Raw genomic sequence first — 21699 nt, forward strand, 5'->3', positions numbered from 1 at the left:
AAGATGAGCGCCGTCATTCGCAAGATCGTCACCGTGGTCGAGGAGACCCATCTGGAGATGGGCAAGACCATCGCACCGCCGACCCGGCGCGCTGCCGCGATCGCCGTGATCGAAAATCCCTTTGCCGGCCGCTATGTCGAGGATCTGTCGCCGCTGATCGCGATCGGCGAGGAACTCGGCGAATTGCTTTCCAAGCGGGCGGTCGCCGCGCTCGGCATCGACGGCGCCAAGGCGCACAGTTACGGCAAGGCCGCCGCCGTCGGCGAAAATGGCGAGCTCGAGCACGCGGCAGCGATCTTGCATCCGAAGATGGGCGCACCGGTGCGCAAGGTGCTCTCGAAGGGCGCGGCGCTGATCCCGTCGTCGAAGAAGCGCTCGGGTCCCGGCACCACGCTGGACATTCCGCTCGGGCACAAGGACGCCGCCTTCGTGCGCAGCCATTTCGACGGCATGGAGGTGCAGATCAACGACGCGCCGCGGGCCAACGAGATCATGGTCGCGGTCGCGGTGACCGACAGCGGACGGCCGCTGCCCCGCGTCGGCGGGCTGACGGTTGACGAGGTCAAGGGCGAAGACGGATTGCGATAATCTCTTTGAAGAAAAACTGGAGGACGGGATGCGTGGTTATTTCGTAGGGGCGGGATTGGCGATCGCGGTCGCGACCATGGCAACGAGCGCCGTGACAACACACGCGTTGGCGCAGAGCGAGATCAAGATCGGCGAGATCAACTCTTATTCCTTACTGCCGGCGTTCACCGAGCCCTACCGCAAGGGCTGGCAGCTGGCGGTGGAAGAGATCAACGCGGCCGGTGGCATCAACGGCAAGAAGCTCGTCGTCATTTCCAAGGATGACGGCGGCAAGCCGGCGGATGCGCAGACCGCGGCGAACGAACTGGTGTCGAGCGAAAACGTCGCGATGCTCACTGGCACGTTCCTCTCTAACATCGGCCTCGCCGTCAGCGACTTTGCCAACCAGAACAAGGTGTTTTTCCTGGCGGCAGAGCCTTTGACCGACGCCATCACCTGGTCGAAGGGCAACCGCTACACGTTCCGCCTGCGTCCCTCCAACTACATGCAGGCGGCGATGCTGGTGGAGGAAGCGGCGAAGCTCCCCGCGAAGCGCTGGGCGACGATCGCGCCGAACTATGAATACGGCCAGTCGGCGGTCGCGGTGTTCAAGAAGCTGATGTCGGAGAAACGGCCCGACATCCAGTGGGTCGACGAGCAGTGGCCGCCGCAGGGCAAGATCGATGCCGGCCCGGTGGTGCAGGCGACTGCCGCGGCGAACCCCGAGGCGATCCTCAACGTCACCTTCGGCGCCGACCTCGTCAAGCTCGTGCGCGAAGGCAACACCCGCGGCCTGTTCAAGGGGCGCACGGTGGTGAGCTTCCTGACCGGCGAGCCGGAATATCTCGATCCGCTGAAGGACGAGACCCCGGAGGGCTGGATCGTCACCGGCTATCCCTGGTATTCGATCAAGACGCCCGAGCACGACGTGTTCCTGAAGGCCTACCAGGCCAAGTACAACGACTATCCGCGGCTCGGCTCGATCGTCGGCTACCAGACCATCAAGGCAGCGGCGGCGATCCTCGCGAAAGCCGGCTCGAGCGATCCGGAGAAGCTGATCGCGGCCGCGGAAGGCATCTCGGTGCCGTCGCCGTTCGGCGAGATCACCTTCCGCAAGATCGATCACCAGTCGACGCTGGGGGCCTTCACCGGCAAGACCGCGCTGAAGGATGGCAAGGGCATCATGGTCGATACCGCCTATCGCAAGGGCTCGGACTATCTGCCCAGCGATGCCGAAATCGAGAAGCTGCGGCCGAAGGATTGAGGCTTCTCCTCGTCGCGTAGGGTGGGTTAGCCGAAGGCGTAACCCACCGCCTTTATTACGTGAGCCGACGGCGGGTTACGCTTGCGCTAACCCGCCCTACGAACTGGCGCTTGAATTCGACCTCTCCCCGCAAGCGGGCGAGGTGAAGGAAAGTGACGCTTGTGATCTCCAACGCGGACCGCCCATGGCCTTCTATGTCGTCCAGTTCCTGACCGGTCTTGCCAGCGCGGCGTCGCTGTTCCTGGTCGCTTCGGGTCTGTCGATCATCTTCGGCGTGACGCGGATCGTGAATTTCGCGCATGGCGCGTTCTACATGCTCGGCGCTTATGTCGCCTTCACCCTGACCGAGCGCTTCTCGGGCGCGTTCGGCTTCTGGGGCGGCATCGTGCTTGCCGCACTCGCTGTTGCTGTGATCGGCGTGCTGGTCGAGATGGTGCTGCTGCGCCGGATCTATCATTCGCCCGAGCTGTTTCAGTTGCTCGCCACCTTCGGCCTCACGCTGATGGTCGAGGATCTCGTGGTGCTGATCTGGGGGCCGGACGATCTGGTCGGCCGCCGCGCACCCGGCTTCAAGGGTGCGATCGATTTCTTCGGTCAGAATATTCCGAGCTATGATCTGTTCCTGATCGTGCTCGGGCCGGTCGTGCTCGGTGTCCTCTGGCTCTTGTTCCAGCGCACCCGCTGGGGCGTGCTGGTGCGCGCGGCGACGCAGGACCGCGACATGGTCGCAGCGCTCGGCGTCAATCAGAAATGGCTGTTCACCAGCGTGTTCGCGCTCGGCGTCTTTCTCGCTGCACTCGGCGGCGCGCTGCAGATTCCGCGCGATGCGGTCAATCATGCGATGGATCTGCGCGTCATCGTCGAGGTCTTCGTCGTGGTCGTGATCGGCGGCCTCGGCAGCATCATCGGCGCCTTCGTTGCGGCGGTGCTGGTGTCGGAGCTCAACGCCTTCGGCATCCTGATCTTCCCGAAGATCTCCATCATCCTGGTGTTCCTGGTGATGGCGGTGGTGCTGATCGTCCGTCCATGGGGACTGTTCGGCAAGCCGGAAGCGCCGGCGCGGCGCACACCGGGCCTCACCGTCAATCCGTGGCGGCCGCTGACGATGAACGAGCGGCTTGCCGCGATCGCGGTGCTCGTGGTCGCCGCCGCGCTGCCGTTCGTTGCCGGCAATTACGTGCTCACAGTCGGCTCGGAGATTGCGATCTTCGTGATCTTCGCGGTCAGCCTGCACTTCCTGATGTCGGTCGGCGGGCTCGCCTCGTTCGGCCATGCCGCCTATTTCGGGCTCGGCGCCTATGGCGTGGCGCTGCTCGCCAAGATGGCTGGACTGCCGATGATTGCCTGCCTGCTGCTCGGCCCGTTGCTGGGGCTGCTCGGCGCGGCCGTGTTCGGCTTCTTCGCCGTGCAGCTCTCGGGCGTCTATTTCGCGATGCTGACGCTGGCCTTTGCCCAGATCGTCTGGTCGATCGCGTTCCAGTGGGTGTCGGTCACCGGCGGCGACAACGGCATTCTCGGCGTCTGGCCGGAAAAATGGGCGGCGAGCCCGTCGCATTTCTACTGGCTGTCGCTCGGCGTCGCCGCGCTTGCGGTCGTCATCCTCCGCATCATCGTGTTCTCGCCGTTCGGCTTTGCGTTGCGCGCCACGCGCGACTCTCCGCTGCGCAGCGAAGCGGTCGGCATCGACGGCAAGCGGATCCAGTGGACCGCCTTCGTGATCGCGGGCACGGTCGCCGGTCTCGCCGGCGCGCTGTTCGCCTACCTCAAGGGCAGCGTGTTCCCCGACAATATGGGCATCTCGCTGTCGGTCGATGCGCTGGTCATGGTGCTGCTCGGCGGCGTCGAGACGGTGTCGGGCGCGGTGGTCGGCGCGATCGTCTACAAGGCGCTCAACATCTGGCTGGTCAGCCAGACCGATCTCTCAAAACTCGTGCTCGGCGGCTTCGTCGTGCTGATCGTGGTTGCCTTCCCGAAGGGCATCGTCGGCACGCTGGATGCCCTCATGCATCGCCGGCGCAAATCCGCCTCGTCGGCGTCGCCTCTGCTCACCTCCCGCATCGAGACCGCCGAATGAGCATGGTTCCCACATTGCTGTCGGTCGAGGGGCTGACCAAATCCTATGGCGGCGTGCACGCCGTGCGCGGTGTCTCGTTTGAACTGCGCGCCGGTGAGATCCTGGCGCTGATCGGACCGAACGGCGCGGGCAAGAGCACCTGCTTCGACATGCTCAACGGCCAGAACATTCCCGATAGCGGCCGCATCCGCGTGCTGGGTGCGGAGACCACCGGCAAGAAACCGCGCGTGATCTGGCGGATGGGCGTCGGCCGCACCTTCCAGATCGCGGCGACCTTCCCGACCATGACGGTGCGCGAGAACGTGCAGGTCGCGCTGGTCTCGCATGGTGGGCAATTGTTCAACCTGTGGGCCTCGACCGCGCGTCAGGCACGCGACGAGGCCGGGCGGCTGCTCGATCTGGTCGGCATGGGCGCCTATGCGGAGCGGCCCTGCGGCGAGCTCGCCTATGGCGATGTCAAGCGGCTGGAGCTTGCGATCGCGCTCGCCAACCAGCCGAAACTGCTGCTGATGGACGAGCCGACCGCCGGCATGGCGCCGCGCGAGCGCGTCGAGCTGATGCGGCTGACGGCGCGGATCGCCCGCGAGCAATCGATCGGCGTGCTGTTCACCGAGCACGACATGGACGTGGTGTTCGAGCATGCCGACCGCATCCTGGTGCTCAACCGCGGTAGCCTGATCGCCGAAGGCTCGCCCGAGGAAGTGCGCGGCAATGCCCAGGTGCGGGCGATCTACCTCGGCGAAGGCCTCCTCTACGACGCCCGGCACCGCGAGGGAGCATCGGCATGAAGCTTACGGTGAAGGACCTCAACAGCTTCTATGGTCCGGCGCATATCCTGTTCGACATCGCGCTCGAGGTCGGCGAGGGCGAAGTGGTCGCATTGCTCGGGCGCAACGGCGCCGGCAAGTCGACCACGTTTCGCTCCATCGTCGGCCTGGTCGAGAACCGCTCGGGCCGCGTCATGTTCGAGGGGAGGGACGTCTCGGAGCTGCCGACGCACGCGATCGTGCGCGGCGGGCTCGGCTACGTGCCGGAGGAGCGGCGCATCTTCACCGACTTGACGGTCGAGGAGAATCTCGAGGTCGGCCGCCAGCCGAAGCGGCCGGGCGCGCCGCAATGGGATCGCGAAAAACTGTTCAAGCTGTTTCCCAATCTCGGCGAGATGCGCGGCCGGCCCGGCGGGCGCATGAGCGGCGGCGAGCAGCAGATGCTGACGATCGCGCGCACGCTGATGGGCAATCCGTCGCTGGTGCTGCTCGACGAGCCCTCGGAAGGTCTGTCGCCCAAGATCGTCGAGCAGATGGTCGACGCGATCCTGGCGATGAAGAAAGAGGGCGTCAGCATCGTCGTCTCAGAGCAGAATCTGCATTTCGCCCGGCTGATCTCGGATCGCGCCTACATCATCGAGCGCGGCCGGATCTGTTTTGGCGGCACCATGGCGGAACTCGATGCGCGTCCGGATGTCCGCGACGCACATCTGTCGCTGTAAAGGGTGGGGTGAAAAGATGGCGAGGAGTGCTGCACAGAAGCGAAGCGTCAAGGCGGCCAAGCCCGGTTACGTGCTCGATGACCAGATCGGCTTCATCCTGCGCCAGGTATCGCAGCGTCACGCCGTGATCTTCGCCCGCGAGATCGGCATCAACCTGACCCCGACGCAATGGGCGGCGCTGTCGAAGTTGTCGGAGGTCGGGCCGTGCTCGCAGAACCAGCTCGGGCGGCTCACCTCGATGGATGTTGCGACCATCAAGGGCGTGATCGATCGCCTGACCGCGCGCGGCCTGACCGAGACCTCGCCCGATCCCGACGACGGCCGCCGGCTGATGGTGAGCCTGACGCGTGCCGGCCAGCAGATGGCCGACAAGGCCGCGCCGAATGCGCTCGTGATTTCCAGGGAGACGCTGGCCCCGCTGGACGCCAAGGAGCGCGAGACGCTGATGGCGCTGCTCGGCAGGCTTCGCTGACCTTACCTTCCCCTGGAGGGGGAGGGTCGGATCGCAGCGAGCGAAGCGAGATGCGAGCCGGGGTGGGGTGATCTCTCCCCACGGGCAGAGTCTGTATGGAGAGACTGTTCACCCCACCTCGGTTCGCATTTCATGCGAACCGATCCTCCCCCTCCAGGGGAGGATGAAGAAAGTGCTACCGTGTCGCATCCGGACTATGTCGCAACACCAAGCACCAGCGCGACGGCGCCGACCAGCACCAGGCTGACGGCCCAAACCGTGTCCAGATTGAACCAGCTCCGGGCCACGAATTTGAGGCCGAGGTATCGGTAGACCAGCCATGCCAGACATCCGCCGGCGGCGATCATTGCGCCGGCATGGACGATGGAAACCAGCACGGCCATCGTGAGGCTGGTGTCGATCAGGGAGCTGGCGGCGGCGTGGCCTTGGTCCGGCTCAGCCTCGCGGCATAGTCCGAGATAGATCGGCACCAGCATCAGCGCCGCGCCGTGGGCGATCGCCACCGCGAACGACCACAAAGCGAGTTGCGTCGGTGGTATCCGCGCCAGGGCCCGCGGATGGCGCCGGTCGATCAGCCGATAGATGCCGAAGGCGATCACAAGCAGGCTGGCGCCGATCCGGATCGTGCGCTGCCATTCGACGAGGGTGATCAGCAGCGCAAAGGGAAGGATCACGAGCAGCATCGCCAGCAGGTGACCGATTGCGAGCGGGCCAAGCGCGGCCAGCAGCGCGCGGGAACTCCTCTCCATCAATCCGGCCGAAACCGCGAGCGGCCAGCCCATGCCCGGGTTGATCCCGTGGTAGAGGCCGCTCGCAATCACCGCCAGCCACAGCGAGGCCGCTGTCCAGTCGGCTGCACTCACATTCAGGCCGATGGATAACAGAACGAATCCGTCGAGCAGTCGCCGCCGTCGAGCCGGATCTGGTGCGCGCGGTACCCGTCGGGGAGGCTGACCCAGTAGTCCTTTGCCAGTTCAAGCCCGCCGCCCGGGCTGGCATTCGCCATCACCTCGGCGCCGGGAATGCCTTGCGGATAGAACTGGTCGTCCCAGGTCGAGTAAAGCGAGTTGGTCCAGTAGACCCGCTTGCCGTCGCGGCTGATCTCGACCATCTGCGGACCGCCGGCAAATGCCTGTCCGTTGAGATGCGGCGTGCGGCGGGTGATTCCGCCGATGCGCACCGATCCGGCGAGCTTCGGCTTGTGCGGATCGCTGACATCGTATTGGCGCATCTCGCCGGTGGCCCAGCAGGAGACGTAAAGGAATTTGTCGTCCATCGACAGGTCGATGTCGGTCACCAGCGGCGGCACGGCGCCGAAACCCTGCAGCAGTGGCGGCAGCTGCTCCTTCGGCGCGGGTTCGGGTGGGATCGTCGCCGTCTTCTCGATGTGAAACTTGCCGCCCTCGCGCCACCAGGTCCAGATCGAGCCTTCGAGGTTTGTGGTATCGACCACGACGCCGACGAAGCCGTATTCGCGAACCGGATCGTGTGCGGGACGCACTTCCAGCGCCATCTGATGGTTGGCGCCGAGATCGATGGTCTGCACATTGCGTCGCGCCCGCAGATCCCAGAAGTGGATGCGATGGCCGTATTTGTTCGAGAGCAGGTCCTCCGGCACGATGCCGTTCTCGAACTGCGGCGGCAGCGCCCATTCGCTGCTCACCATGTAGTCGCGCGGCAGGTTCCACCAGAAGTCATAGTGCTTGGTCTGGGGACCGCGATCGATCTCCCAGCGTCCGAGCACCTCGAAGGTCTCGCAGTCCATGATGAAGACGCCGGGCGGTCCATCGGTGCCGTCCTTGCCGCCGCCGCCGAGCGTAGAGACGTAGATGCCGTCCGGGCCGCAGTGGATGGTATGCGGCCGCGAATAGCCGGTCTTCCTGAAGACCTCCTCGGGCTCGATGATCTTGTGGATCCTGGCCTGCGTCGGATCCGGCTTGGTGTCGATGATGTAGATCCGCGACGACCGCATGCCGGGAACGATGAGATAGCGGCGTTCGATGAAGGCATGTCCCGCAAGCGGGGACAATGCCGAGGAACATGCGTTCCAGCCGAAATGGTGAAACTCGTCGCCCTTGTTGGGCATCGTCACGGTGTGGACGATCTTGCTGTAGGTCGGCGAGCCCGGCTTGACGTCGATGACGGCGAGCGCGTCCGGCTTGGAAAAGTCCGGGCTGAGCAGCACGGTATAGGCGAAGTTCTCGGCCGGAGCTTCCATCGCAAGCTTCGGCGACGCGTGAAACGTGGGATCTGGCCTCATCGTCATCGTGCTGCCTCCTGTTTGCTGGTGTGGACCAACGGCACGGCGGCATGCGGCAGGAACTTAATCGTCGCGTGGCTCTTGCGAGCGCCGCCGGCTACGTTCGCGTGGCGGCACGATACACCTCAATGATGACGGGTGGAAACAAGGTTCGGTTACGGAGGCGGCGCGGCAAAGACGCGCGGTGCTTTACAGTTCCCTACGGACCAATCTCGCCGTCACCCTGAGAGCCTGACTGATAAATGGGGGTGAGTGATCCCAGCGAGGTGTGATTCCATCGGATTTGCAAAGATTCGAAGGAGATCACGATGCCCTGGACTGAAATCACTCGAAAGCAATATCGGCGGGACGACCTGCGTTATGCAAGCGATATGACAGATGCGGAATGGAGGCTGATCAGGCGCCTTCTGCCGCGAGCACACCGGCGTGGCCGACCGCGCCGAACCGATCTTCGTAGTGTTGTGGAGGCGGTTCTCTACATTCTATCGACAGGATGCCAGTGGCGGGCACTGCCGCAGGAGTTCCCACCCTATTCGACGGTGCAGGGTTATTTTTACGCGTGGCGAGATACGGGTCGATGGCAGAAGATCGCCAGCGTTCTTGTTCAGCGGGCGCGAAAAAAGCTGGGACGTGCTTCAAAGCCGACAGCTGCCGTGATCGACAGCCAAAGTGCGCCGACCACGCAGGCCGGCGGGCCTCGTGGCTACGACGCGGGGAAGCGCATCTACGGCCGCAAGCGGCACATTGTGACCGACACCAATGGCCTGCTCCTCGGAGTTCATGTGCATCCGGCCAACGTCCAGGACTGCCATGGTGCGGTACCGTTGCTGAAGATGGTACGGACGCAATTCCCTCGGCTGGGACACGTTTTTGCCGATCGGATCTATCGTGGGAAGCAGCTTCTCGACGCCCTCTCGGACTGCGGTCCATGGACCATCGAGATCGTCGAGCGGCCTCAAGGCGTCAAAGGCTTCCAGCTGCTGCCGCGACGATGGGTTGTTGAACGGACATTCGCTTGGTTCGGCAGATGTCGACGTCTCGCCAAGGACTTCGAGGCCGCCACAGCCACCGAAGTCGCATGGTTACTCCTCGCCCACATCAGGCTCCTGACCCGCAGACTTGCCGCCGCTCATAGCGATTGACGGCATTATGAGTCAGACTCTGAGGAGGTCGCGAAGCGACCGTCTCGAAGGGGCGACGGCCCGGCTGGCGGCCGTGCATCCTTCGAGGCTCGCTTCGCGAGCGCCTCAGGATGACGGGTCATCTGTCGTAACCTACTTCGCCACGATCTCCGGCACCTTGCCTGCGGGCGGTGTGTTGCGGCTGCGCTGGGTGCGGACGATGCCGTCGATGATGGTCATGCCGATGCCCGGGAGATCGCCGAGCTGAACGCTCTCCAGGATGTTCTTGCCCGGCGAATGCTGCGCCTTGTCCATCAGCACGAAATCGGCGGAACGGCCGACCTCGATCAGGCCGCAATCGAGCTCGCGCATCCGGGCGGTGTTGCCGGTCGCAAGGCAGAACGCCAGCTCGGCCGGCAGCTCGCCGAGCGAGGACAACAGCGAAACCATGCGCAGGATGCCGAGCGGCTGCACGCCGGAGCCGGCCGGCGCATCGGTGCCGAGGATGACGCGATGCAGATCGCCCATCTCGCGCGCGATGCGCAGCGTGAACAGCGCCGAGCGCTCATTGCCGTTGTGCACCAGCTCGAGCCCGCGTTTGCAGCCCTCACAGATGCAGCGGATCTGGTCGTCGGGAAGGGCGGTGTGGCCGCCATTGATGTGGCCGACCACGTCGGTGTCGGCTTCCAGCACCACGTCCTTGTCGATCAGGCCGGAACCGGGGATCGAAGGACCGCCGGTGTGGATCGTGCTCTGAATGCCGTATTTGCGCGCCCAGCCGACCATTTTCCGCGCCGTCGGCCCGTCCTTCACACCACCTAGCCCGACCTCGCCGAGCAGCTTGACGCCGGCGGCGGCCATTTCCTTGAAGTCGTCCTCCACCATCTCGCACTCGATCACGGGCGCGCCGGCATGCACCTTCACGCCGCCTGGCCGCAGCGTCCAGAATGCGCGCTGCGCGAAGATCGCCATCGCCTTCAACCCGACCACGTCGCGCGGCCGGCCGGGCATATGCACTTCGCCGGCGGAGATCATGGTGGTGACGCCGCCATGCAGATAGCTGTCGATCCAGTTGGTCTGGTTCTGCCGCGGCGTCCAGTCGCCGGCGACGGGATGGACGTGGCTGTCGATCAGGCCGGGCGCGACCGTCGTGCCGTTGGCATCGACGATGGTGGTGGCGCCTTCGGTGTCGACGTCCTTGAAGCGGCCGATCGCTGTGATCCTGCCGTTCTCGGCGACGATGGTATCGGCGTCCAGGATCGGCCTCTCCAGGGCTCCCGACAGCAGTAGCCCGATATTGCGGATCACCAGCTTGCTGGGGCCGGTGGCCTGGGGCGCGTCGTGAGCCATGGGTGTTTTCCTTTTTTCTTTCCGAAATTACCCGGGAATTTGAGCCCGGCTTGACTTTTCGATCAAGCCGGATTATTCGTTTGTATACGAATGATCGTATACAAACGATCCGGCCGGTCAACTGGTTCAGGCCCTTGCCCGCCGCAGCACAAATCGGGGATTGGTGCGATGAGCAATTTCAACCAGGAAAGCGTCCTCAGCGTTCATCACTGGACCGACACGCTGTTCTCCTTCAAAACCACACGCAATCCGTCGTTCCGCTTCCGCAACGGCGAGTTCACCATGATCGGGCTCAAGGTCGGCGAGAAGCCGCTGCTGCGGGCCTACAGCGTCGCCAGCGCGAATTATGAGGACACGCTCGAGTTCTTCTCGATCAAGGTTCCGGACGGCCCGCTGACCTCGCGCCTCCAGCACCTGAAGGAAGGCGACGAGATCATCGTCAGCCGCAAGGCCACCGGCACGCTGGTCATCGACAACCTCGAGGACGGCCGCAACCTCTATCTGATCGGCACCGGCACGGGGCTTGCGCCGTTCCTCAGCGTGATCAAGGATCCCGAGACCTATGACCGCTTCGAGAAGGTCGTGCTGCTGCACGGCTGCCGCCGCGTCAAGGAGCTCGCCTATGGCGAGATGATCACCGAGAAACTGCCGCAGGACGAACTGATCGGCGATCTTGTGCGCGACCAGCTGATCTACTACCCGACCGTGACCCGCGATCCGTTCCACAACCGCGGCCGCATCACCGACCTCATCACCTCGGGCAAGCTGTTCGCCGACATCGGCCTGCCGGCGCTCGATGCCGCACATGACCGCGTCATGATCTGCGGCTCGCCGGCGCTGGTCGCCGACACCCGCACGCTGCTGGGCGGCCGCGGCTTCGTCGAGGGCAATCACGGCGAGCCCGCGCAGTTCGTGGTGGAGAAGGCGTTCGCCGAGCGGTAATCGTCGCGTCTGGAACTACTATCTCCTCGTCCTGACGGGTCGTGAAATGTTCGTCATTGCGAGGAGCGGTAGCGACGAAGCAATCCATCTTCCGGTACAGCCAGAAGCAATGGATTGCTTCGCTTCGCTCGCAATGACGTGGATGGCGTCGTGTGCAATCACGGCCTGACCGCCGGCGTCTCGACCGGCATGCCGCGCGCCCGCGACATCAGATAGAGCTCGAGCTCGACCAGCTCGGGCGACCCATAATCATAGGCTTGCGCGCGGATGCCGGTGATGCAGGCGCGCAGCCGCCGCTGCAACGATCCGAGCGACTGCCATTCAAGCCGGTACAGCGGATAGCCGGTGGGCTGTCCTTGCGTGATCGCGCTTCCCGCGAGCTTCTTGTCCCAATTGTCGTCGTGGCAGTTGGTGCAGCCGAGATTGAGCTGGCCCTGCCGCTGCATGAACAGCGCGTGGCCCTTCTCGACGAATGGCGCCAGTTCCGGATCGTCTGTGGCCGCGATCGGCATTCCCCGTGACTGCTGCGCGACATAAGCGGTCAGCGCCAGCAGCTCGCGGCTTTCATAGGCGAACGGCGAGGCCTGCTGGTGGTTGGTGCGGCAAAGATTGATCCGCGCTTCGATGTCGACCGGCTTGCCCAGCGCCTTCTCGAAGGCCGGATAGTGCGCCGCGACGCCCTTCATGCTGACCCGCGCATCGTTATGACAATCGGCGCAGGCCTTGTCCGCGCTGCCGGCCTTGCGGGTCCACAGCGCCTCGCCGTCGAGCACGAACAGCATGCCGGGATTGGCGGTGTCCTCGTCCTGCATCGCCCTGGTATCCGGGCTCATGAAGCTGTAGCCGGAGCGGCGCTCGGATAGCGGAATCTCCGCGGCGAGTGCCGCGCCCGCCATCGCCGTCAGCAGCGCGATGCAGACCGCAATCTTCATTCGACCGTGATCGAAGCCTGCGCGGTCTCCGAAAATCCCTTGTCGCCGATCCACTCGAACTCGAACTTGCCGCTCTCGGTCACCATGGTGAAGAAGGTGATGAACGGATTGGCCGCGATCGCGGGAAACAAATCGGCGCGAAACACCTCGGTGCCGTTGAAGCGGCAAATGAAGCTCGTGATGATGTCGCGCGGCACCACGTCGCCCGACGCGGTGTGGCGGTAGCCGGTCTCCATGATGTGCGACATCAGCGTCTTGATCTCGATGACGCTGCCGCGCCTGGCCTTGGCCGGCACGTTGATCAGGGCCGACGGCATCAGATCGCCTCCTCGGTGCAGGCGGCGAGTGTCACCACGACGTCAGCGGTTGCCGACCAGAACGTGTCGTCGGACAGCCGCGCGATCGCGGTCACCTTCTGGCTGTCGGCGAGGCGGATGCGGGTCGATATTTGCGCGCGTCCGGCGCGCGGCCAGAGATAGAAGTTGCCGATATTCGGCTGCGGGTTCTTCTCGTTGAAGACGTGGATGCTCTTCACATACTCGTCCGCCGTCATTGGGCTCGTGACGCTGACCGTCATGGGCACCGTGTTGCCGTTCTCGACCAGCGGCGGGATGTCGAGCTTGACCTTGCCGGTCCGCACATTGGCTTCGCCGACGACATTGCGGATCGCGGCCGACAGCATCGCCGGCGTTGCGTCGACAGGGCGCACGATCACCAACACTGCGGCGCCTCCGGCGAGGCCCAGAACCGTGCGGCGTGTGGTGTGGTTTGAATTCGCCATGCTCTATTCTCGCAACGTTACCAGGTAGGCCACGATATCCTCGATCTGCTCCGCCGACAGGATCGGCTTGCCGCGCCATGAGGCGCCGACACGCGTAAGCCCGCCGACGCGATAGTAGGACGGCATGATCGTCGTCGCATTGAGGTGTGATGCATCGACCAGCCGGAGCCGCAATTGTCCTTCCGACCAGCGGCTGCCGCTGCCGGTGAGGTTCGGCGCGAGGTCACCCTGGAACGCCTGCTCGGGAAATGGGCCGCTGTGGCAGAGGATGCAAGTCGAGGAACGCTCGACGATCAGCGCCCGGCCGCGGGTTGCGTCGCCTTTGCTTCCCGTCAGCGGTTGCGGAATCACATCGCCGACCACGGTGTAGGGCCGCAGTTCCTCGGCACGGGCGGACGCGCAGGTCGCGAGCAGTTCTGCGGCGAAGACTATTGTGAGAGCGAGCCTAGCCAAAGGCGTCTCCCGTGATGCTCCTGAACCAGTCGATCGCCTGGTTGGCCTCGCGCTGGCGAACCTCGCGCGGCGCGTCGACCGGGCTCGTGCTCACCTCGGCCTCGGCGTACTGATCCTCCTTGGGCTGATAGATGCCCTTCAAAGAGAACGCGTAGCCCGGCGCGACTGTGTTGTAGCAGGCGCCGTCGAGCCGCGGTGTCTCCGGCGCCTTGCCTGCGAGCGAATTGACGATCGCGGCCGCACAGGCGCGGCCTTGCGCCGCCGCAGCGGAAGCGGATTTCGGAATGCCGCCCGCGATCGCGGCGTCGCCGATCACGTGGATATTGGGCACCAGCTTCGAGGCAAAGGTCACGGGATCGATCGGGCACCAGCCGGTATGGTCGGCGGCGCCCGCGATCTCCGCGATGCGGCCGGCCCGCTGCGGCGGAATCACATTGGCGACTGCGGCGGTGTAGTTGCCGAAGTCGGTGACGATCTCGTTGGTTGCCGGATCGACCGAGGTCACCCGTCCGCCTTGCGACAGGGCGATCCGCTCGATCATGCCGGGATAGAGCTCCGCCCAGGCTTTTTCGAACAGCTTCTGCTGCGAGTAATTGTCCTTGGCGTCGAGCACCAGGATCTTCGACTTCGGCTTGCTGGCCTTGAGGTAATGCGCAATCAGGCTGGCGCGCTCGTAAGGCGCCGGCGGACAGCGCAACGGCGCGGCCGGCACCGCGATCACGACGAGGCCGCCATCGTCCATGGCCTCGAGCTGCTTGCGCAGCAGCAGGGTCTGCGCGCCGGCCTTCCAGGCATGCGGCATCTTCTCGGCGGCGGCCTCGTCATAGCCGGAGAGGGCGTCGAAGCGCATGTCGATGCCGGGGGCGAGCACAAGCCGGTCATAGGATAGCGTTGTGCCATCGGAGAGCGTGATGGTGCGCGCCTGCGCATCGACCTTGGTGGCCGCCTGTGCGGCGACCGTGATGCCGTCGGCCGCAACCTTGTCGTAGCTGAACTGCTGCGCCGAGAGTTCACGCAGGCCTGCGATCATCTCGTTGCTGAACGGGCAGGCGGTGAAGACCTTGCTCGGCTCGATCAGTGTGACCTGGAGTTTTGCATCAAGCCGCCGCAGCGCCCGCGCGCAGACCGCGCCGCCAAAACCGCCGCCGATCACCGCGATGCGCGGCGCGCCTTGCGCCAGCGCCGGACGCGCCAAGGCCGCCGCTGCGACGACAGCGGCGCCACGGACCACATCCCTGCGCGTCGGATGACGCGTGACGGCCATGCACGAGAATCCGGAAAAAGGAAGCGGCGGCCGGTCCGGCCGCCGCTTCTGGTTTGATCAGGCGAAAGAGATGTTCTGGTTGCGCAGCGGGAAAGTACGGATGCGTTTTCCCGTCGCGGCGAAATAGGCGTTGAGCACCGCCGGCGCGGCAACGCCGATGGTCGGCTCGCCGACGCCGCCCCAGAACCCGCCGCTCGGCACCATCACCGATTCCACCTTCGGCATTTCGTTGATGCGCATCGAGTTGTAGGTGTCGAAATTGGTCTGCTCGATGCGGCCGTCCTTCACGGTGCAGCCGCCATAGAACAGCGCGCTGAGGCCATAGACGAAGGAGCCCGCGATCTGCCGCTCCACCTGCGCCGGGTTGACGACATAGCCGGGATCGGTGGAGGCGACGATACGATGCACCTTGATCTTGCTGCCGTCGGTCACCGAGATCTCGGCGGCGCCGGCAACATAGCTGCCATAGCCCATCACCTGCGCGATGCCGCGATAGACGCGCTGCGGCGCCGGCGTGCCCCAGCCGATCTTCTCGGCCACGGCGTTGAGCACGGCGAGATGCTTGGGGTGCTTGCCCATCAGCTTGCGGCGGAATTCGAGCGGGTCCTGGCCGACAGCCTGGGCCAGCTCGTCCATGAAGCACTCCAGGTAGATCGCGTTGTGATTGACGTTGACGCCGCGCCAGAAGCCCGGCGGGACGTGCGGGTTGCGCATCGCATGCTCGACCAGCAAATTCGGCACCGAATAGCCGATCGCGGCCTCGCCGGATTGCGCGACGCCCTGGAACGCGGCGGGGTCCATGCCGTTCTGCAGCGCTTCCGGGCGCACCGAGAACAGGATGGACTGACCCGACAGCCGGTAGTGCAGCGCGACCAGATTGTTGTCGGCATCGAATGCGCCGGTCAGCTTGCACTGCGTGATCGGGTGATACTTGCCGTGCTGCATGTCCTCCTCGCGCGACCACAACAGCTTGATCGGCGTGCCCGGCATCTGCTTGGCGATCGCCACCGCCTGTCGGACATAGTCGGTCATGCCGCGCCGGCCGAAGCCGCCGCCGAGCATCAGCTTGTGCACGTCGACTTTATCGGCCGGCAGGCCGGAGGCCTCAAGCGCCGCCGCGAACGCCGCCTCGCCATTCTGCGTGCCGCACCACACCTCGCATTTGTCAGGTGTGTAGAGCACGGTGGCGTTCATCGGCTCCATCGTGGCGTGGTTCTGGTAGGGATAGCTGTAGACCGCCTCGACCTTCTTGGCCGCACCGGCAATGGCTGCCTTTGCATCGCCGTTCTGGTTGCCGACATAGGCCGGCTGCGCATTGTCGAGCCCTTCGGCAAGCCACTTCGCAATCGTCTCGCTGGAGACCTTTGCATTGTCGCCTTCGTCCCAGACGATCGGCAGCGCGTCCAGCGCGGTCTTGGCGTGCCACCAGGTGTCGGCGACGACGGCAACGGCGCTGTTGCCGACCGGCACCACCTTCTTGACGCCCTTCATGCCGGCGATCTTGGCTTCGTCAAAGCTCTTCAGCTTGCCGCCGAACACCGGGCAGTCCTTGATCGCGGCGTTCAGCATGCCGGGCAGCTTGACGTCGATGCCGTAGGTCATCTTGCCGGTGGTCTTATCGACGGTGTCGAGCCGCTTCAGGCCCTTGCCGGCGATGGTCCAGTCCTTCGGGTCCTTCAGCTTGACGTCGGCCGGCGGCTCGAGCCTGGCCGCGGCTTCCGCAACCTTGCCGTAGGTCGTGGTCTTGCCCGACGGCGCGTGCGTGATGACGCTGTTCGCGGCCTTGCACTCGGTGGCCGGCACCTTCCACTCATTGGCGGCGGCCTGGATCAGCATCACGCGCGCGGTGGCGCCGCCCTTGCGGACATAGTCCTGCGAGGTGCGGATGCCGCGGCTGCCGCCGGTCGAGAAATCGCCCCAGGCGCGCTTGCGGGCGACGCTCTGGCCGGGCGTCGGGAATTCGGTGGTGACCTTCGACCAGTCGCACTCCAGCTCTTCGGCGACGAGCTGGGCGAGGCCGGTCAGCGTGCCCTGGCCCATTTCGGAGCGGGCGATGCGGATCACCACGGTGTCGTCGGGCCGGATCACGACCCAGGCGTTGACTTCAGGTGCGCCGTCGGCGGCGCGCACCACGGAGGGACCGCCGAACGGCAGATCGAGGCCGAGCGCGAGGCCGGCGCCGGCGGTTGCCGTGCCGATCACGAAGGCGCGGCGGTTCAGCCGAGAAGAGAGCTTTGGCATGGCGTGCTGGTTGACTTGCAGATTCATGGCTGCCTCCTCACGCGTTCGCGGCAGCATGGATCGCCTCGCGCACCTGCTGGAAGGTGCCGCAGCGGCAGATATTGGTGATGGCGTCGTTGATGTCGTCGTCGGTCGGCTTCGGGTTTTCCTTCAAGAGCGCCGCGACCGCCATGATCATGCCGCTCTGGCAATAGCCGCATTGCGGCACGTCGTTCGCGATCCAGGCGAGCTGCACCTTGTGCATCACGCCGCCCGCCGCGAGGCCCTCGATGGTGGTGATGTCCTTGCCGGCCACTTCGTTCACCGTCACGCCGCAGGAGCGCATCGCGACCCCGTCGACATGCACGGTGCAGGCGCCGCACTGTGCAATACCGCAGCCGTATTTGGTCCCTGTCAGTCCGACGTTCTCGCGAATCGCCCACAAAAGTGGCGTGTCGTCCTCGACGTCTACATTGATCGTCTTGCCGTTGATTTTGAGGTTTGCCATCGCGATCCCCTGAATGGTCCGATCCTCCGATCGGACTTCGGGGCGATGTTGGCCTTGAAACTGGAACGGTTCAAATCAAGAAAATGCGCTTGCAGTGCGGAAGAAAGTTGATGGCGCGGTGTATGGTCGCGCCCCTGCGCGCGCAACATGCCTGTCATGTCTTTTGCGGTGAGGCGACGGCCAAACGCAGGAAGCTCATGACGCTGCCGAGCGCGGCAAATCCGGCACCCAGCGCCAGCGCGACGGTGGCGCCCTCGCGATCGGCGAGTGCGAAGCAGAGCGCGGCCAGCGCAGCGCCGGCGGTCTGTCCGGTCAACCGCGCGGTCGCAACGATGCTGCTGGCGCTGCCGCTGCGATGCGACGGCGCGCTCGACATGATCGCCTTCATGTTGGGGGTCTGGAAGAAGCCGAAACCGATGCCGCAGATCATGGTGCGCCAGACGATGTTGGCGATGCCGGGCTCGGTCGGCAGGGTCGCGAGCAGCACCATGCCAACGCCCAGCAGCAGCATGCCGATGCCGCCGAGGATGCCGGCCGGATAGCGATCCGACAACCGGCCGCCGATCGGCGCCATGAAGGCGACCACCAGCGGCCAGGGCGTCATGAAGAAGCCGGTCTCGACCTGCGAGCGGTGCAGAATGTCCTCGAAGTAGAACGGCAGCGACACGAAGGCGAGGCCCTGCACAGCAAATGAGCAGACGGCGGTCGCGGCCGACAGCGCGAAGATCGGACGGCGGAACAGGTCGATCGGCAGCATCGGCGCCGGATGATCGGCATGCCGCCGGGTCAGGATCCAGCCGAACAGGAGGGCGCCGGCAAACTCCGAGATGACAAGCGTAGGCGCCGCCTTGTGGGCGGCGCTGCCGATGCTGATGATGAAGAGCCCGAGGCAGGCGCAGGCCAGCGCCGCACCGGCGAAGTCGAAGGCGTGGGTGGCGCGCGGCGTCTTCGGCAGCGTCTTCATGCCGATCAGCAACGCGACGATGCCGAAGGGAATGTTGACGGCGAACAGCCAGGGCCACGGTCCGAGCGCGAGGATGCCGGAGGCGATGGTCGGCCCGAGCGACATGGCGCTCGCGACCACGAGCGCATTGTGACCGAAGCCGCGGCCGAGCATCCGGCTCGGATAAACGAAGCGGACCAGCGCGGTGTTGACGCTCATCAGGCCGCTGGCGCCGAGCCCCTGCAAGGTGCGCGCGACCAGGAGGCTCGGCAGCGACCACGCCAGCGCACAGCCGAGTGACGCGAATGTGAACAGCAGGAGGCCGCCGATGTAGATCCGCTGGTGGCCGACGATTTCGCCGAGCGCACCGAGCGGCAGCAGCGTGGCGACCAGGGCGATCTGATAGACGTTGACGACCCAGACCACTTCCGCAGGGCTGACATGCAGATCGCTGGCGATCGCGGGTAGCGCGATGTTGGCGATCGCGGTATCGAGCGAGGCCATCGCCAGCGCGGTGAAGATCGCGGCTACTGCCCAGCGCCTCCGTTCCCAAGGCAATCCATCCGGCAATCCATCGGTGATCGGCGCCGTTGCCGCGGTGGTCGGGGTCTTCTCGAGCATGCCTGAAAATGTCTCCGAGACCGCCATGTACTACGGCGGCATCCCATTCCCCAGCCGCGCCATTGCATGATGCATATGCGAAGCGGCCTTGCCGGACGCGCAGGCCGGCTGCGGCCGTGGGGGCGGTCTCGGGGTGAGGGGCGGAACGAAGAGCAAAGCTCGGGCAACCCATGTCGCTAGAATGCGGAGCTGCGTCTCCACTTCAACTGTCATCGCCCGGCTCGACCGGGCGATCCCAGTACGCCGCGGCTTCTCGATTCAAGCGCCGGCGTCTCTGGAATACTGGATCGCCCGGTCGAGCCGGGCGATGACACCGAGATGAAGTACGTCGTATCGCGCGAGAACCATCCTCATCGTCGTCCTGGCGAAAGCCAGGACCCATCACCCCCAATGCTGGTTGTCGCGTGACGCCGGGGCCGCAGCTCACTCTCACAACGCAACCCAGTGGTTATGGGTCCCTGCTTTCGCAGGGACGACACTCAGTTTGCAGCGCGTGAGCGCGATCAATCGAATTCGTGCTCCCGCGCTGTGTCACATTAGCGCGCCGGAGCGACTTTCGGATAGCTTGCGTCACGGTCGCGATCGACTACGCTTGGCATACAAGCAGGCGCGACGTCAGATCGGGCCGCAAGAGGGGACGCGCGCATTGCACGGACAGACCGACCGGCGCAGCGAAGCCATGCGAAGCGCCAGGGAGGGAACCCGGCGCCGCGCATTCACCGGCCTCTGGGTCGCGGCGCTGCTGGCGATCCTCGGCTTCCTCGTCATCTATCCCGTCTTGATGCTGCTGCTCGGCGCGCTCACCGACACCAACCCGGTGGTCGACGGCATCCGTCTCAGCCTGAGCCATCTGTCGATCGCGAATTTCCTCGCCGTGCTCGCCAATCCGAATGTCGGCGAGGCGTTGCTCAACACGCTGATCGCCTGCGGCGGCGGCACGGTGATCGCGGTTGCGATCGGGCTGTTCTTCTCCTGGATCGTGGTTCGCACCAACACGCCGTTCAAGGGCTTCATCGCCGCGGCCAGCGTCCTGCCGCTGTTCGCGCCGCCGCTGGTGGCCGGCGTGGCCTGGGCCATCCTCGGCTCGCCGAAGACCGGGCTGATCAACACGATGTTCAAGTGGATGGGATCCGACCTGCGCATCGATCTCTATTCGATGTGGGGCCTGGTGTTCGTGTTCGGCATCTACTACGCGCCCTATGTCTACATGTTCACATCGTCGGCGCTGCGCAACATGGACCCGAGCCTGGAGGAGGCCGCGGAAATCTCCGGTGCCAGCGCGTTCGCCACCCTGTTCACGGTGACGTTTCCGCTGATCATGCCGGCGATCGTCTCGGGCATGCTGCTGTCGTTCATCGTGATGCTCGGCATCTACGGCATCCCGGCCGTGCTCGGCGCGCCGACCAATCTGAGCGTGCTCACGACCTACATCTTCAAGCTCACCAACTGGTCGCCGCCGCTCTACAACACCGCAGCGGCGGTTGCGATCATCCTGATGATGGTGACGGGGCTCCTGGTCTATCTGCAGCAGAAATTGCTCAGCGGGCGCAGCTACACCACCGTTGCGGGCAAGGCGTTCCGGCCGCGCAGCCTCGATCTCGGGTCATGGCGCTGGCTCACCTTCGCGCTCGGGGTCGTCTATCTCATCATCGTCGTGGTGCTGCCGTCGCTGGCGCTGATCGTCGCCGCCTTCCGCAAGTTCATGTTCATCCGCGACGCCGCGAGCCTGTTCGACATGCGGCAATACTCGCTGACGCATTTCGAGAGCATCTTCGACAATCCGCTGACGATGAAGTCGATCTACAACGCGATCGAGGTCGGTGTCATCACCGCTGTCGTCGGCGGCGCGCTCGCCTTTGCGATCGGCTACACGATCCATCGCACCCGCGTCGCCGGACGCGGCGCCATCGACCTGATCTCGACGCTGCCGGTCGCGATCCCCGGGCTCGTGGTCGGCGTCGCCTATCTCTGGGCCTGGATCGGCGTGCCCGGCGGGCTCTACGGCACGATCTGGATTCTCGCGCTCGCCTTCATCGCGCGCTTCATGCCCGATACGGTGAAGGCGCTGTCGACCTCGTTCCTGCAGATCCATCGCGAGCTCGAGGAGGCCGCCTGGGTCTGCGGCCGGGGCATGCTCGGCACCATCAGGACGATCGTGCTGCCGCTGGCGCGGCCGGGCGTGCTGGCGTCGATGACGCTGCTGTTCGTGCTGGCGATCCGCGAGCTCGGCTCGTCGCTGTTCCTCTACACCAGCAACACCATGGTGATGTCGGTGTTGCTGCTCGACTATTACGAGGGCGGCAACATCGGCAAGACCGCGGCCTTCAGCCTGGTGCAGACCGTGCTGCTCGGCGTCCTGATCGGCGGCGCCAACTGGCTGTCGCGTGGGGCGGCGCAGGGCAACGTGGCGCGGACCGGATAACAATAAGGGGAGGATT

At 65.0% G+C, this 21699-nt stretch carries 20 protein-coding genes; 9 read left to right on the forward strand and 11 right to left on the reverse strand.

The features are described 5' to 3' along the window. Positions 1-3 precede the first annotated feature (3 nt). From AAFG13_RS39350 to AAFG13_RS39375, 6 genes are all read left to right on the forward strand, one after another. Positions 4-588, forward strand: coding sequence for an amino acid synthesis family protein (locus AAFG13_RS39350; protein ID WP_029078203.1), 585 nt, complete (start codon positions 4-6; stop codon positions 586-588). Between the two features lie 28 nt (positions 589-616). After that, positions 617-1831: an ABC transporter substrate-binding protein gene (locus AAFG13_RS39355; RefSeq protein ID WP_342710325.1), complete on the forward strand. Its 1215-nt coding sequence runs from the start codon at positions 617-619 to the stop codon at positions 1829-1831. Positions 1832-2015: 184 nt separating this feature from the next. Then, a complete protein-coding gene (locus tag AAFG13_RS39360) occupies positions 2016-3905 on the forward strand; it encodes an ABC transporter permease (protein WP_342710326.1) in 1890 nt (629 codons plus the stop codon). Beyond that, positions 3902-4693 (forward strand): ABC transporter ATP-binding protein, encoded by a 792-nt coding sequence (locus AAFG13_RS39365; RefSeq protein WP_092124897.1) that lies wholly within the window; start codon positions 3902-3904, stop codon positions 4691-4693. The genes AAFG13_RS39360 and AAFG13_RS39365 overlap by 4 nt, the downstream gene beginning before the upstream one ends. Beyond that, positions 4690-5394: an ABC transporter ATP-binding protein gene (locus tag AAFG13_RS39370; protein ID WP_212311334.1), complete on the forward strand. Its 705-nt coding sequence runs from the start codon at positions 4690-4692 to the stop codon at positions 5392-5394. The genes AAFG13_RS39365 and AAFG13_RS39370 overlap by 4 nt, the downstream gene beginning before the upstream one ends. Positions 5395-5410: 16 nt before the next feature. Next, complete coding sequence (locus AAFG13_RS39375; protein ID WP_342710327.1) at positions 5411-5866, forward strand: MarR family winged helix-turn-helix transcriptional regulator; 456 nt, start codon at positions 5411-5413, stop codon at positions 5864-5866. A gap of 194 nt (positions 5867-6060) precedes the next feature. Here the strand turns inward: AAFG13_RS39375 and AAFG13_RS39380 are convergent, their stop codons facing one another. Together AAFG13_RS39380 and AAFG13_RS39385 are read right to left on the reverse strand one after the other, a co-directional pair. Next, positions 6061-6729 carry a hypothetical protein gene (locus tag AAFG13_RS39380; protein WP_342710328.1) on the reverse strand — a complete coding sequence of 223 codons (669 nt, stop codon included), beginning with the start codon at positions 6727-6729 and terminating at the stop codon, positions 6061-6063. 2 nt (positions 6730-6731) lie between these two features. Further along, on the reverse strand, positions 6732-8132 hold the full coding sequence (locus AAFG13_RS39385; protein ID WP_342710329.1) for a selenium-binding protein SBP56-related protein: 1401 nt from the start codon (positions 8130-8132) through the stop codon (positions 6732-6734). A gap of 302 nt (positions 8133-8434) precedes the next feature. Here AAFG13_RS39385 and AAFG13_RS39390 point away from each other — a divergent pair, with 302 nt between their 5' ends. Beyond that, positions 8435-9268 carry an IS5 family transposase gene (locus tag AAFG13_RS39390; protein WP_342708636.1) on the forward strand — a complete coding sequence of 278 codons (834 nt, stop codon included), beginning with the start codon at positions 8435-8437 and terminating at the stop codon, positions 9266-9268. A 132-nt stretch (positions 9269-9400) separates the two neighbouring features. Here AAFG13_RS39390 and AAFG13_RS39395 read toward each other — a convergent pair whose 3' ends face one another. Then, complete coding sequence (locus AAFG13_RS39395; protein WP_342710330.1) at positions 9401-10597, reverse strand: amidohydrolase family protein; 1197 nt, start codon at positions 10595-10597, stop codon at positions 9401-9403. Positions 10598-10765: 168 nt separating this feature from the next. Between AAFG13_RS39395 and AAFG13_RS39400 the strand changes: the two genes are divergently transcribed. Next, on the forward strand, positions 10766-11539 hold the full coding sequence (locus AAFG13_RS39400; RefSeq protein ID WP_212311330.1) for a ferredoxin--NADP reductase: 774 nt from the start codon (positions 10766-10768) through the stop codon (positions 11537-11539). A gap of 158 nt (positions 11540-11697) precedes the next feature. Here the strand turns inward: AAFG13_RS39400 and soxA are convergent, their stop codons facing one another. From soxA to AAFG13_RS39440, 8 genes are all read right to left on the reverse strand, one after another. Then, positions 11698-12471 carry a sulfur oxidation c-type cytochrome SoxA gene (soxA, locus tag AAFG13_RS39405; protein ID WP_212311329.1) on the reverse strand — a complete coding sequence of 258 codons (774 nt, stop codon included), beginning with the start codon at positions 12469-12471 and terminating at the stop codon, positions 11698-11700. Next, entirely contained in the window at positions 12468-12788 is a 321-nt protein-coding gene (gene soxZ / locus AAFG13_RS39410; RefSeq protein ID WP_342710331.1) for a thiosulfate oxidation carrier complex protein SoxZ, read from the reverse strand. The genes soxA and soxZ overlap by 4 nt, the downstream gene beginning before the upstream one ends. After that, on the reverse strand, positions 12788-13252 hold the full coding sequence (locus tag AAFG13_RS39415; protein ID WP_342710332.1) for a SoxY-related AACIE arm protein: 465 nt from the start codon (positions 13250-13252) through the stop codon (positions 12788-12790). The genes soxZ and AAFG13_RS39415 overlap by 1 nt, the downstream gene beginning before the upstream one ends. Before the next feature lie 3 nt (positions 13253-13255). Further along, positions 13256-13684, reverse strand: coding sequence for a sulfur oxidation c-type cytochrome SoxX (gene soxX, locus AAFG13_RS39420; RefSeq protein ID WP_342713505.1), 429 nt, complete (start codon positions 13682-13684; stop codon positions 13256-13258). A 13-nt stretch (positions 13685-13697) separates the two neighbouring features. After that, positions 13698-14969, reverse strand: coding sequence for an NAD(P)/FAD-dependent oxidoreductase (locus AAFG13_RS39425; protein ID WP_342710333.1), 1272 nt, complete (start codon positions 14967-14969; stop codon positions 13698-13700). Between the two features lie 57 nt (positions 14970-15026). Continuing rightward, positions 15027-17237: a molybdopterin cofactor-binding domain-containing protein gene (locus tag AAFG13_RS39430; RefSeq protein WP_342710335.1), complete on the reverse strand. Its 2211-nt coding sequence runs from the start codon at positions 17235-17237 to the stop codon at positions 15027-15029. A 10-nt stretch (positions 17238-17247) separates the two neighbouring features. Next, complete coding sequence (locus AAFG13_RS39435; RefSeq protein ID WP_342710336.1) at positions 17248-17697, reverse strand: (2Fe-2S)-binding protein; 450 nt, start codon at positions 17695-17697, stop codon at positions 17248-17250. 154 nt (positions 17698-17851) lie between these two features. Then, complete coding sequence (locus AAFG13_RS39440; protein WP_342710337.1) at positions 17852-19261, reverse strand: MFS transporter; 1410 nt, start codon at positions 19259-19261, stop codon at positions 17852-17854. A gap of 679 nt (positions 19262-19940) precedes the next feature. Here AAFG13_RS39440 and AAFG13_RS39445 point away from each other — a divergent pair. Continuing rightward, the gene (locus tag AAFG13_RS39445) at positions 19941-21683 is read left to right on the forward strand and encodes an iron ABC transporter permease (protein WP_342710338.1); all 1743 of its coding nucleotides are present in this window, start codon (positions 19941-19943) and stop codon (positions 21681-21683) included. The last annotated feature ends 16 nt before the right edge of the window (positions 21684-21699 follow it).

Origin of the sequence: Bradyrhizobium sp. B124 (assembly GCF_038967635.1) — a bacterium.
Lineage (GTDB): Bacteria > Pseudomonadota > Alphaproteobacteria > Rhizobiales > Xanthobacteraceae > Bradyrhizobium.